This window comes from Virgisporangium aurantiacum (assembly GCF_016863635.1).
Lineage (GTDB): Bacteria > Actinomycetota > Actinomycetes > Mycobacteriales > Micromonosporaceae > Virgisporangium > Virgisporangium aurantiacum.
On record NZ_BOPG01000050.1, the window covers coordinates 116,308 to 128,771 of the forward strand.

General features: G+C 71.3%; 10 protein-coding genes. 8 read left to right on the top strand and 2 right to left on the bottom strand.

The features are described 5' to 3' along the window. The first annotated feature begins 40 nt into the window (after nucleotides 1–40). Nucleotides 41–2,974 (top strand): glycoside hydrolase family 97 N-terminal domain-containing protein, encoded by a 2,934-nt coding sequence (locus Vau01_RS38265; RefSeq protein WP_204004055.1) that lies wholly within the window; start codon nucleotides 41–43, stop codon nucleotides 2,972–2,974. Here Vau01_RS38265 and Vau01_RS38270 read toward each other — a convergent pair. Beyond that, complete coding sequence (locus Vau01_RS38270) at nucleotides 2,971–3,975, bottom strand: LacI family DNA-binding transcriptional regulator (protein ID WP_204004057.1); 1,005 nt, start codon at nucleotides 3,973–3,975, stop codon at nucleotides 2,971–2,973. The two genes, Vau01_RS38265 and Vau01_RS38270, sit on opposite strands and share 4 nt — an antisense overlap. 90 nt (nucleotides 3,976–4,065) lie before the next feature. On the opposite strand from Vau01_RS38270, the gene arfA reads away from it, so the two are divergent. The 7 genes from arfA (at nucleotide 4,066) to Vau01_RS38305 (ending at nucleotide 11,977) form a co-directional block, all read left to right on the top strand. Beyond that, entirely contained in the window at nucleotides 4,066–5,562 is a 1,497-nt protein-coding gene (arfA, locus tag Vau01_RS38275; protein WP_204004059.1) for an arabinosylfuranosidase ArfA, read from the top strand. A 67-nt stretch (nucleotides 5,563–5,629) separates the two neighbouring features. After that, entirely contained in the window at nucleotides 5,630–6,904 is a 1,275-nt protein-coding gene (locus Vau01_RS38280; RefSeq protein WP_239152183.1) for an ABC transporter substrate-binding protein, read from the top strand. Then, nucleotides 6,901–7,770 carry a carbohydrate ABC transporter permease gene (locus tag Vau01_RS38285; protein WP_204004063.1) on the top strand — a complete coding sequence of 290 codons (870 nt, stop codon included), beginning with the start codon at nucleotides 6,901–6,903 and terminating at the stop codon, nucleotides 7,768–7,770. The genes Vau01_RS38280 and Vau01_RS38285 overlap by 4 nt, the downstream gene beginning before the upstream one ends. Then, nucleotides 7,770–8,588, top strand: a complete 819-nt coding sequence (locus Vau01_RS38290; RefSeq protein ID WP_204004066.1) for a carbohydrate ABC transporter permease — start codon at nucleotides 7,770–7,772, stop codon at nucleotides 8,586–8,588. The genes Vau01_RS38285 and Vau01_RS38290 overlap by 1 nt, the downstream gene beginning before the upstream one ends. 86 nt (nucleotides 8,589–8,674) lie before the next feature. Continuing rightward, nucleotides 8,675–9,595 carry a glycoside hydrolase family 43 protein gene (locus Vau01_RS38295; protein ID WP_239152184.1) on the top strand — a complete coding sequence of 307 codons (921 nt, stop codon included), beginning with the start codon at nucleotides 8,675–8,677 and terminating at the stop codon, nucleotides 9,593–9,595. Next, nucleotides 9,592–11,235, top strand: a complete 1,644-nt coding sequence (locus Vau01_RS38300; RefSeq protein WP_204004072.1) for a family 43 glycosylhydrolase — start codon at nucleotides 9,592–9,594, stop codon at nucleotides 11,233–11,235. Before Vau01_RS38295 ends, Vau01_RS38300 begins: the two co-directional genes overlap by 4 nt. A gap of 28 nt (nucleotides 11,236–11,263) precedes the next feature. Continuing rightward, a complete protein-coding gene (locus tag Vau01_RS38305) occupies nucleotides 11,264–11,977 on the top strand; it encodes a hypothetical protein (protein WP_204004074.1) in 714 nt (237 codons plus the stop codon). Here the strand turns inward: Vau01_RS38305 and Vau01_RS38310 are convergent. Then, nucleotides 11,974–12,432, bottom strand: a complete 459-nt coding sequence (locus Vau01_RS38310) for an Lrp/AsnC family transcriptional regulator (protein ID WP_204004076.1) — start codon at nucleotides 12,430–12,432, stop codon at nucleotides 11,974–11,976. The two genes, Vau01_RS38305 and Vau01_RS38310, sit on opposite strands and share 4 nt — an antisense overlap. Nucleotides 12,433–12,464 lie beyond the last annotated feature (32 nt).

Sequence of the window (12,464 nt, forward strand, 5' to 3'; positions counted from 1 at the left end):
GACGCACGCAACCGGTTTCGGCCCATGATCGGAGCGACCGATGAAGGCAGCCGCCGCTTCCGCCGTCCTCACCCTGCTGATCACCCTGAGCCCGACGCCCGCGGCGGCGGCATCCGGTCCGGCGGCCCGCGTCTCGTCGCCCGACGGCCGGCTGACGCTGGCGGTCGGCACCACGGGCGGGCACCTCACCTACTCGGTGACCCGCAACGGCCGCACCCTCGTCGAGCCGTCGAAGCTGGGGCTGCGCCTCACCGACGGGTCCACCATCGGTGACGCCGTGAGCGTGACCCGCGCGACCACCCGGACCCGCGACGACACCTGGCGCCCGGTCTGGGGCGCCGACAGCGTCGTGCGGGACCACCACCGCGAGCTCACGGTCGGCCTGCGCCAGGCCGACGGACGCCGCTTCGACCTGATCGTCCGCGCCTACGACGACGGCGTCGCGTTCCGCTACCGGGTGCCGGACCAGGAGGGCCTGCGCACGCTGGAGATCGTCGACGAGGTCACCGAGTTCGCCCTCGCCGGCGATCCGGCGGCCTGGTGGACGCCGCGCAGCCTGGCCTACGACGGCGACGAGCAGTTGTGGCGCGCCACGCCGTACCGGGCGATGGGCGACACCATGACCCCGGCGACGTTCCGCTGGGGCGACGGCACGCACCTGTCCATCCACGAGGCCGACCTCGTCGACTACGCCGCGATGACGCTGGTCAAGGCCGACGGCCGCCTCCGGGCCGCGCTGACCCCCACGCCGGACCGGGCCGCGGCGGTGGTGACCACGACCGGACGGGCCACGCCGTGGCGGGTCCTCACCGTGAGCCGCGACGCCGCCGGTCTCGTCGACTCGCACCTGCTGGAGAACCTCAACCCGCCCTGCACGATCTGTCAGACCGATACCTCCTGGATCAGTCCGACGAAGTACGTCGGGATCTGGTGGGCGTTGCAGCACCAGCAGTACACGTGGGAGGAGGGTCCCCGGCACGGCGCCACCACCGACCGCGCGAAGCAGTACATCGACTTCGCGGCCGCGCACCGGATCGGCGGCGTGCTCACCGAGGGCTGGAACAAGGGCTGGGAGGGCTCCTGGGCGGACCAGAGCTTCACCGAACCGGCCGACGACTTCGACCTGGAAGCCGTTGTCGCGTACGGGAAGTCGAAGGGCGTCGAGTGGGTGGCGCACAACGAGACCGGCGCGAGCCTCGACAACTACGAGGCGCAGATCGACGCGGCGTTCGCCCTCTACGAGCGCCTCGGCGTCCACTACCTGAAGACCGGCTATGTCGGGCAGATCCCCGGGCAGTACACGTACTCGCAGCGGTCGGTGAACCACTACCGCCTCGTACTGGAGAAGGCCGCGCGGCACCGGATCAACGTCGTCTGCCACGAGTGCGTCCACGCGACGGGCGAGGTGCGCACGTTCCCCAACGCCCTGTCCCGGGAAGCCATGCGCGGCCAGGAGTACGACGCGTTCTCGGCCGGCAACACCCCGGAGCACACGCTGACGCTGCCGTTCACCCGGATGCTCTCCGGACCGATGGACTACACGCCCGGCATCATGAACATTCTCTGGGACCCGCAGGGCTTCGACCGGCGCGTGCACACCACGGTCGCCAAGCAGTTGTCGTACTACGTGAACTACTTCTCCGGCGTCCAGATGGCCGCCGACCTGCCCGAGCACTACGCCGGCACGCCGGGCCTGCCGTTCGTCGAACGGGTGCCGGCCCGGTGGGACGAGAGCCGGACGCTGTCCGCGGCGGTCGGCGACCACCTGGTCACCGCCCGCCGGTCCGGTGCCGAGTGGTACGTCGGCGCGATGACCGGTGACCGCGCGCAGGCCCTGCGGTACCGGTTGGACTTCCTCGGCCGGGGCGACTGGGTCGCCGAGTCGTACACCGACGCCGCGGCGACCGACTACGCGACGGATCCGACGCCGCTGGCGGTGAACCGGTCACTGGTCACCGCCCGGGACACGTTCGTGGCGGCGATGGACCGCAGCGGCGGGCAGGCCGTGCGGTTCCGCCCCGCGACGAGGGCGGACCGGGCCCTGCCGCGGTACGTCGAACCGCGGCCGCGGGTCACCGCGCTCGACGCGCCGGCGGCCGTGGAGAGCGGCGACATCGTGACGATCACGGCGACGGTCGAGAACCGGGGCACGGTGCCCGGCGGCGCCGACGTCACGATGTCCGCGCCGGGCACCAGCCAGACCCGGTACGTGCGCGTCGATCCCCGGTCGACCCGCACGGTGCGGTTCCAGGCCCGGCTGACCGGCGACGGCCCGGTGGTCGTCACGGTCGGTGGGCAGCGGACCACCGTGCGGCTGCTGCACACGCCCGGCGCGGTGCCGGCACCGGCGAACCTCACGGTGACCCGCTTCGCCGGCTCGGTCGTGGCCCTGGCGTGGGACCCGGTTCCCGGCGCGTCGTACCAGGTGTTCCGCCGCACGGCCGACGGCGTCTACGGCGACCCGGTCGCGACGGTGCCCGCCGGCACCACGACGTACGCCGACAGCGGCGTCACCGTCGACACCACCTACGCCTACGTGGTGCGGGCGGTCGTCGGCGCCGCGCGGTCGGTGCCGTCGAACGAGGTCGTGCAGACCACCGTGCCGCAGCCGGTGACGGTGACGTGGCGGGTCCGCGTGCCGTCCACCACCCCGCCGGCCGACACGGTGTACATGCCGGGGTCGCTGCCCGAGCTGGGGCCGTGGGATCCCGGACGGGTGGCGATGACGCGGGTCGGCCCGGACCTGTGGGAGGTGACGCTGCCCGTGCTGGAGGGCACCGTCGTCCAGTACAAGTACACCCGCGGCTCGTGGGAGACGGTCGAGCACTGGGGCGAGATCGTCGGCACCGTCAACCGCGTCGTGACGGTCACCTACGGCACCACGGGTGTCCAACTCGTCGACGACACGTCCCTCGACCCGGCCACCCCCGACGCGCACGAGGCCGTGCGGGCCTGGATCGACATCCCCGGCTAACCCGTGCTTTCGCGGACGATGAGGCGGTGCGGCACGGTCTGCTCCTGCGGCGGACCGGTGTCGCCGCCCGCCACCCGGGCCGCCAACAGGTCGACCGCGACCCGGGCGAGGTCGGCCTTGTCGGGGGCGACCGTGGTGAGCGTCGGGATCGAGTAGCGACCGTCCTCGATGTCATCGAAGCCCGCCACGGCCACGTCGTCGGGCACGCGGAGGCCGGCGTCGTGCAGGGCGCGGATGGCGCCGAGGGCCAGGGTGTCGTTGAAGCAGAGGATCGCGTCCGGGCGCCGGCCACCGACGAGCAGGTCGCGGACGGCGGTGGCCCCGTCGGCGCGGTGCCAGGAGGGCGCGGGGGCGACCAGGGCCGGGTCGGCGGGCAGGCCGGCCGCGGTGAGCGCCGCCGACCAGCCGGCCAGGCGTAGGCGCGCGGTGGCCGCCTCGGCCGTGTGCTGGGCGCCGACCGCCGCGATGCGCCGGCGTCCGAGCGTGATCAGGTGGGCGGTCGCGTCGCGCGCCGCCGCGACGTTGTCGATCGCGACGTGGTCGGCCGGCCCGTGGTCGACCCGCTCGCCCAGCAGCACCATCGGCGGCGCCTCGGCGGAGGGGGAGAGGTCGGCGCCGGTGAGCGCCAGCGGGCTGAAGATCAGCCCGTCGATGAGGTGGTCGCGGATGCCGCCGGCGACCAGGCGCTCCTGCTCGCGGTCGCCGTTGGTCTGGTCGATGAGCACGGTCCAGTCGTGCCGGGCGGCGGCGGTGACCACGTGCCGGGCCAGTTCGGCGAAGTACGGGATGTCGAGTTCGGGGACGGCCAGCGCGATGATCCCGGTGCGTCCCCGGCGCAGGTTGCGCGCGCTGATGTTGGGCCGGTAGTCCAGCGCCGAGATCGCCTCCAGCACCCGCGCCCGGGTGTCGGGCCGGACGTGTTCGTACCCGTTGACCACGTTCGACACGGTCTTCACGGACACGCCGGCGCGTTCGGCGACGTCTTTCAGCCTGTGCCGCACGCGAGCACTGTACAACGTCGAGCCCTCTTTACAACGTTGTATGCAACGTTGTAAAACCATACCCACATCGACGACGAAGGTGGAGTGCCGATGACGACAGCGCGGGTGACGATCGATCCGTCGTTCCGGGTGGGCCCCGCCCACCGGCGACTGTTCGGGTCGTTCGTCGAGCACATGGGCCGTTGCGTCTACGGCGGGGTGTTCGAGCCCGGCCATCCGGAGGCCGACGCGCTCGGCCTGCGTCGCGACGTCCTGGAGCTCACCCGCGAGCTCGGCGTCTCCGTCGTGCGGTACCCGGGCGGCAACTTCGTCTCCTCGTACCGGTGGGAGGACGGCGTCGGCCCGGCCGGCGACCGCCCGCGCCGCCTCGACCTCGCCTGGAAGTCCATCGAGACCAACGCGTTCGGCCTCGACGAGTTCATGCATTGGACGCGGGAGGCCGGCGTCGAGCCGATGCTCGCCGTCAACCTCGGCACCCGCGGCGTCCAGGAGGCGTGCGACCTGCTGGAGTACGCCAACCACCCGGGCGGCACGCACTTCTCCGACCTGCGCCGCAAGCACGGCGTCGACGAGCCGTACGGCGTGAAGCTGTGGTGCCTGGGCAACGAGCTCGACGGGCCGTGGCAGGTCGGCCACAAGACCGCCGACGAGTACGGCCGGCTCGCCGCCGAAACCGCGCGTGCCATGAAGCTGATCGACCCGACCATCAGCCTCGTCGCCTGCGGCAGCTCGAACCGGGGCATGCCGACGTTCGCCGGCTGGGAGGCGACCGTCCTCGAACACACCTACGAGTTCGTCGACTACATCTCCGCGCACACCTACTACGACCCGTCCGACGGCGACCGGGCCAGCATCCTCGCCTCGGCCGTCGACATGGACGCGTTCATCCGCGAGGTGGTGGCCACCGCCGACCACATCGCGGCGAAGCAGCGGCACAAGCGCCGACTGCAGATCTCGTTCGACGAGTGGAACGTCTGGTACCAGTCCCGGCTGCGCACCGACATGGACCGGGACTGGGTCGAGGCGCCGGCCCTCATCGAGGACACCTACACCGCCACCGACGCCGTCGTGGTCGGCGACCTGCTCATGACGCTGCTGCGGCACGCCGACCGGGTGGGCGTGGCGTGCCAGGCGCAGCTGGCCAACGTCATCGCGCCCATCCGCACCGGGACCAACGGCCCGGCCTGGCGGCAGACCATCTTCCACCCGTTCGCGCTCACCGCCCGGCACGCCCGCGGCACGGTGCTGCGGACCGAACCCACCGGGCCGACCCACGAAACGAAAAGATACGGCGACGTGTCCACTGTGGACACCGTCGCCACGCACGACGAGGAGACGGGCGCGCTGACGGTGTTCGCGGTCAACCGCGGCGACCGCGACCTCACCCTCGACCTCGACCTGCGCGCCTTCGACACCGCACACGGCGAGGAGCACCTCGCCATCCACGCCTCCGACGCCGTCAACGACGCGGCCGCGCCCGACCGCGTCACTCCCATCGCACACGACCTGCCGACCGTCGACAGTGGACGGTCGTCCGTGCGGCTCCGCGCCGCGTCCTGGAACCTGATCCGATTCACCACCTCTTAGGAGAGGTCCCGCCATGAACCTGTCCCGCCGCCGAATCTTAGGAATGGGCGCCGGTATCGGCGCCAGTTTGGGTGTCTCAGCACTGGGCCTCGCCGCCTGCGGGGACGACGACGACAAGCCCGCCGGCTCGAACACCGGCGGCAAGGAGTACACCGGCCCGAAGGTCTCCCTGAACCTCTGGAACGGCTTCACCGGCGGCGACGGCGACATCTTCAAGAAGCTCGTCGACCAGTTCAACGGCGAGCACCAGAACATCGCCATCACCGTGGCCACCTACCGCTGGGAGGACTACTACGCCAAGCTTCCCGGCGCGGTCTCCAGCGGCAATGGTCCCGACATCGCCGTGATGCACATGGACCAGCTCGCGACGTTCGCCGCGCGCAAGGTGATCCAGCCCGTCGACGACGTGGCCAAGGCGTTGGAGCTCACCGAATCCGACTTCGCGCCCACGGTCTGGAAGGGCGGGATGTTCCAGGACAAGCGCTACGGCATCCCGCTCGACATGCACCCGGTCGGCTTCTACTACAACAAGACGCTGCTGCAGCAGGCCGGCCTCGACCCGAACAAGCCGCCGACGAACCGCTCCGAGGTGGAGCAGGCGCTGGCCGCGTTGAAGGGCAAGGGGATCCAGGGCTTCTGGATCAGCCCGTTCCAGTTCACCGGCGGCATGACCGGGTACTCGCTCGTCTACCAGTTCGGCGGCTCGCTCTACAACGCCGACGCCACGAAGGCGACGTTCAACTCGCCGGAGGCGGTCGAGGCCGTCAGCTGGTGCGCCAAGCTGGTCGCCGACGGGCACTCGCCGGCCAACGTCGGCCAGGACGCCGACTACCTGGCACTGAAGAGCAACAAGAACGCGTTCAACGTCAACGGCATCTGGCAGGTGAACGACCTCAAGAAGAGCCCCGAGATCCAGTGGGGCGTCGCGGCGATGCCGCAGATCGGGTCGAAGAAGTCGGTGTGGGCCAACTCGCACAACTTCACGATCGTGCAGCAGCCGCGCGGCGCCGACGGCAACAAGGTCGACGGCGCGAAGGTGTTCATCAACTGGCTCAGCCAGCACTCGCTCGACTGGGCCGCCGGCGGCCAGGTGCCGGCCCGCAAGTCGGTGCTGACCGACCCGAAGTTCAAGGACCTCACCGAGGTCAACACGCTCGCCGCCGAACTGCCCGACGCCGCGTTCCCGCCGGCGGCACCCGGCATCGGCGACGTGACGAACCTGTTCTACACGGCGTTCAACGAGGCGATCCTCGGCAAGAAGCCGGTGAAGCAGGCCCTCGACGACGGCGCCGCCAAGGCCGACAAGCTGCTGGAGGACAACCGCAAGAAGTACGGGACGTGAGAGCGCACGGCCGAGCCACGCCGTACCTGTTCCTCCTGCCGTACCTGGTCATCTTCGGCGTGTTCGGGCTGCTGCCGGTGTTCCTCGGCGTGTGGCTCAGCCTGCACCAGTGGGACTTCCAGCTGCCCAACAAGCCGTTCGTCGGGATCGACAACTACACCGAGCTGTTCACCTCCGACTCGCTGGTGTTCGAGGACTGGTGGAACAGCGTCCGGGCGACCGGGATCTTCACCGTCGCGTCGGTGCCGCTGCTCGTGCTGATCCCGCTCGGGATGGCGCTGCTGCTGAACCGGTCGTTCCCCGGCCGCACGTTCTTCCGCGCGGTGTACTTCGCGCCGTACGTGCTCGGCGTCGCGGTCATCGGTCTCCTGTGGCGGTTCCTGCTCGACGCGAACCTCGGCTTCGTCAACCACCTGCTGGGCACGGAGACGGCGTGGGTCACGTCGACGCCGTGGGCGTGGGTGTCGCTGGTGGGCGTCACCGTGTGGTGGACGTGCGGCTTCAACGCCGTCATCTACCTGGCCGGGCTGCAGGACATCCCGCGGGAGCTGTACGAGGCGGCGACCGTCGACGGTGCCGACGCGTGGCAGCGCTTCCGCAACGTGACGCTGCCGGGCCTGCGGCCGGTGCTGCTGTTCGTCGTCACCACCACGATCCTCGCCTCGGCCAACATGTTCGGCCAGTCGTACCTGATCACCCAGGGCGCGCCGGGTGAGGAGACGCGTACCGTGGTCATGTACATCGTCGAGCGGGGGATCGGGCAGAACGACGCCGGCCGCGCGGCCGCGATGAGCGTGACGCTCACGCTGATGCTGATCCTGGTGAGCCTCGCCAACTTCCGGATCTTCCGGTACCGGGAGGACTGATGCGTCGCATCCTGTTCTACGCCGTCGTCGTTCTCCTGACGGCCGTGTTCATCGTCCCGCTGCTGTGGATGGTGATCACGTCGTTCAAGGCGTACTCGTCGGCACAGCAGAGCCCGCCGACCTGGCTGCCCGACCCGGTGTCCACCTACGGCTACGAGCAGCTGTTCCAGCCCGGTTCGCAGAATCCCGTGCTGCGCTGGTTCCTCAACAGCATGCTCGCCGCCACCCTGCACGCGGCGCTGGTGCTGGTGACCGCGTCGACGGCGGCGTACGCGTTGGCCCGCATGCGGTTCCGGGGCCGCGGCATGATGTTCGCGCTGATCGTGGCGACGCTGTTCGTGCCGCCGGCCACGCTGATCATCCCCAACTTCCTCGTGGCCGACACCATCGGCTGGCTCGACACGCTGACCGCCGTGGTGGTGCCGGGCGCGGCGAGCGCGTTCGGGGTGTTCTTCCTGCGGCAGTTCTTCCTGTCGCTGCCCCGGGAACTCGAGGAGGCGGCCGTCCTCGACGGGGCCAACCAGTGGCAGATCTTCCTGCGGGTGGTGCTGCCGCTGTCGAAGCCGGCGCTGGCGACGCTCACCGTGCTGTCGTTCCTCAGCAACTGGAACGACTTCCTGTGGCCGGTCTACGTGCTGTTCAGCGCCGACCGGCTGACGCTTCCCGCGGGCCTCGGGTTGCTCCAGGGCGCGTACATCGCCGACTACCCGGTCATCATGGCGGGTGCGGTGCTGGCGAGCGTCCCGGCCCTGCTGCTGTTCGTGCTGGCGCAGCGGTACGTCATCGAGGGCGTGTCCCGCAGCGGGTTGAAGGGATGAGACGTGCGCTCGTTGCCGGTCTGGTCTTCCTCACGGTGGGTGGATGCGGGGGATCCCCGTCCCCACAAGGGAACGGGGATCCCCCGGTGAGGACGTTCACCAACCCGGTGTACGCCGGTGACGCGCCCGATCCGCAGGCGTTCCGCGCCGGCGACACCTGGTACCTGGTGCACACCAACGCCGGCGGGCGCAACGTGCCGGTGATGACCTCGCCCGACCTGGTCACCTGGACGCCGCACGGCGACGCGTTCCCGAAGCTGCCCGACTGGGCCGACGCCGGGAAGACGTGGGCGCCCGAGGTGATCGCGTTGTCGGACAACGCTTTCGTGATGTACGTGACCGTCGCCGACCGGGCCTCCGGCCGGCAGTGTGTCGCCGTGGCCACCGCCACGGCGCCGGGCGGGCCGTACACCGCCGCCGGCACCGGTCCGCTGCTCTGCCAGGCCGACCTCGGCGGCTCCATCGACGCCGGCCCGTTCCGCGACACCGACGGTTCGCTGTACCTGGTGTGGAAGAACGACGGCAACGCGATCGGCGTCGACACCTGGATCTACGCGCAGCGCCTGTCGGCCGACGGGTTGCGCCTGGAGGGTGCGGCGGCGAAACTGCTCAGGCAGACCGAACCGTGGGAGGGGCGGGTCGTCGAGGGCCCGTTCCTGTGGCGTCACAACGGAAAGCTGTACCTGTTCTACGCCGCGAACGACTACGGCTCCGCCGACTACGCCGAGGGCTACGCGGTCTGCGACACGCCGCTCGGCCCGTGCGTCAAGGCACCGGAGAACCCCGTGCTCGTCTCGCGCGACACAGCGTCGGGCCCCGGCCACGCCTCGATGGTCGAGCACGCCGGGCGCACCTGGTTGCTGTACCACGCCTGGCCGAAGGGCGCCGAGGGCGCCGTGTCACCCGGCCGCCAACTCTGGCTCGACGAGGTCACCTGGGCCGACGGCCGTCCCGTCGTGCACGGTCCCACGTCGGCCCCGCAACCGCTACCCGAGGAGCGCCGATGAAGAGACTCCTTGCCGTCACGCTGATGGCGGCCTGCCTGTTCGTTCCTTCCCAGCAAGCGGCGGCGGGAACGCCCCGCAACCCGGTGTCGGCACCCGCCGCCGACACGTTCGCCGACCCCGCCGTCGTGCGCGGCAGGGACGGCGCCTATTACGCGTTCGGCACCAGCGACCCGCTGAAGGCCGGCGAGACGACGCCGCACCTGCTGCCGATCCTGCGGTCGACGAACCTGGTCGACTGGACGTACCAGGGTGACGCGTTCTCGCCCGGGAACCGGCCCGCGTGGGCGACCGCGACCGCGGGCCTGTGGGCGCCCGACATCCGCTACACCGCCGGCCGGTACGTCCTCTACTACACCGTCACCGACACCACCCTGAACCCCGGCGACGACTCGGCGATCGGCGTCGCCACCGCGCCGTCCCCGCTCGGTCCGTGGACCGACAGCGGCGCGCCGCTGATCGCGCCGCGCCCGGCCGCCGGTGGCGGCTTCCTGTGGACGTTCGACCCGGCCCAACTCGTCGACGCGCGCGGGAACGTGTGGCTGTACTACGGGTCGTACTTCGGCGGCATCCACGTGGTCCCGTTGACGCGCGACGGCCTGGCCGTCGCCGGCACGCCGACCCAGGTGACCATCGACAACCGGTACGAGGGCGCCTACGTGGTCCGCCGCGACGGCTGGTACTACCTGTTCGGCTCGGCGGCCAACTGCTGCGCCGGACCCACCACCGGGTACAGCGTGTTCGCGGGCCGGTCCCGCACGCCCACCGGTCCGTTCGTCGACCGGGCCGGCGTATCCCTGCTCACCAGCCGCGTCGGCGGCACGCCGGTGATCCAGCCCACCGGCGACCGGTGGATCGGCACCGGCCACAACGCGGTGGTCACCGACGCCGCCGGCCGGGACTGGCTGGTGTACCACGCGATCGACCGCAACGAGCCGTACCTCAACGGGACGGACGGCATCAACCGGCGTCCCATGCTCGTCGACCGCCTGTCGTGGGACGGCGGCTGGCCGTCCGTCCACAATGGACAACCGATACCCCGGCCCGGCCGGGCGGTCGTCACCGACGACTTCGCCGGCACCGACGTCGGACCCGGCTGGACGTGGATCCGGCGCGACGACCGCGCGGTGGTCTCCGGCGGCGCCCTGCGCTGGCCGACCCAGGCGGCCGACCTCGTCGGCACCGGCAACACCGCCGCCGTGCTCGTCCGCGACGCGCCCCGCGGCGACTACGTCGTCGAGACGAAGCTGAGCATCGATCTCGGCGTCGACACCGTCCGCAACTACCAGCAGGCCGGCCTGATCGTGTACGCCGGCGACGACGACTTCGCCCGGCTGAGCCACGTCGCGATCTGGAACACCCGCCAGCTCGAGTTCGGCCGCGAACTGCCGTACGCCGGCCGCCTCTCGTACGGCGGCATGGTGGAGGGTCCGCCGGCGGAGACGACGTGGTTGCGGCTGGCGCACACGGTCGTCGGCGGCGAGCACCGGTACCGCGCGGGCTGGAGCACCGACGGCCGCACCTGGTCGTGGGGCGGCACGTGGACCTTCCCGGCGACGGCCACGCCGCGCATCGGGCTGATCTCCCACGGCGGCGCCGGCGCGCAGGCGGTGTTCGACTACGTCCGCGTCTATCGCACCTAGCTGACCTGGGGTTAAGCTCGGCCGCCGCATGATCGGGTTCGGGAGGTACCGGGTGGACTGGTGGGTCGTCGCCGTGATCGTCGGCGGGGCGGTCGTGCTGGCCGCCGTGGCGGTCGGGGTCCGGCTGTCCCGGGGCACGGCGATGCTCGCCGGCATGGCGGCCGACTGGGAGCGGGACCGCGCGGCCATCGCCGCGGTCCTCCGCGAGGACCTGGAATCGGTACGGGCCCGGGTGTACGCGTCGGGAGACGCGGCCGCGGCGGCCGACCTGCGCGTCGCCGAGCAGGCGGCCGACCGGTTCGCCGCCAACGAGAACTGGGCCGACAACCTGCGGGCCGCCACCCTCGCGCTGGGCCGGGCGAACCGGGCCGTCCTCGGTGGCGACCAGCCGCCGTGCGTGTTCAGCCCCGTGCACGGCCCGGCCGCGGCCGAGGTCGAGTGGGCACCCGGTGGCGGCGCGCGCCGCCGGGTGCCGGTGTGTGCCGACGACGCCGCGCGCCTGCGCGACGGCGGCCAACCGCTCGTCCGGATGGTGACCACGGAGGACGGGACCGTCCCCTACTTCGGCGCCCACGGGCGGTACGTCGACTGGCTCCTCGGCTGGTACGACGGCTTCGACCCGTACCTCACGGCCCGGCTGCTGGCCGGCACCCCGATCGGTAGCCACCTGCCCGGCCGGATCCGGGCGATCCACGGCACGGCCAGCGACCCGCTCGGCGAGTTCGGCCGCGTCCACGACTAGACCGGCAGGGGCGACGCCGGTTTGATCTCCTCCAGGCGCAGCAGCGTGGTCAGCCGCTGCGCACCGCGCGTCGACAGGCGCACCAGCACCTGCTGCAGTTCGGGGACATCGCGGGCGACCACCAGCAGCATCGCGTCGATCTCGCCGGCCACCCAGTCGGCGGCGATGACCTGCGGCATGGCCCGGACCGTCTCCTCGAAGGTGCGGTTGGCCCGCGGATCGTGCCGGGCCAGCGTCACCGACAGATAGACCTGCAACGGGAAGCCCGCCTGCGCCGGGTCGAGCCGGGCGGTGATGCGCCGCACGACGCCGGTCTCCTTGAGGCGGCGCACCCGGTTGAGCGTGCCGGCGGGGGACAGGCCGACGATGCGGGCGAGTTCCACGTTGGTGCGGTCGGCGTCCTGCTGCAGTTCGCGGAGCAGCAGAATGTCAACGTCGTCAAGTTTTACGGCCATTCTGCTGAATATAATTCAGTCAAGCGTCAGAT

Bases quoted from the DNA above. Each gene is read 5' to 3' on its own strand.
- Vau01_RS38305 (WP_204004074.1), top strand. From the start codon at position 11,264: ATGATCGGGTTCGGGAGGTACCGGGTGGACTGGTGGGTCGTCGCCGTG.
- Vau01_RS38300 (WP_204004072.1), top strand. From the start codon at position 9,592: ATGAAGAGACTCCTTGCCGTCACGCTGATGGCGGCCTGCCTGTTCGTT.
- Vau01_RS38290 (WP_204004066.1), top strand. From the start codon at position 7,770: ATGCGTCGCATCCTGTTCTACGCCGTCGTCGTTCTCCTGACGGCCGTG.
- Vau01_RS38265 (WP_204004055.1), top strand. From the start codon at position 41: ATGAAGGCAGCCGCCGCTTCCGCCGTCCTCACCCTGCTGATCACCCTG.
- Vau01_RS38310 (WP_204004076.1), bottom strand. From the start codon at position 12,432: ATGGCCGTAAAACTTGACGACGTTGACATTCTGCTGCTCCGCGAACTG.
- arfA (WP_204004059.1), top strand. From the start codon at position 4,066: ATGACGACAGCGCGGGTGACGATCGATCCGTCGTTCCGGGTGGGCCCC.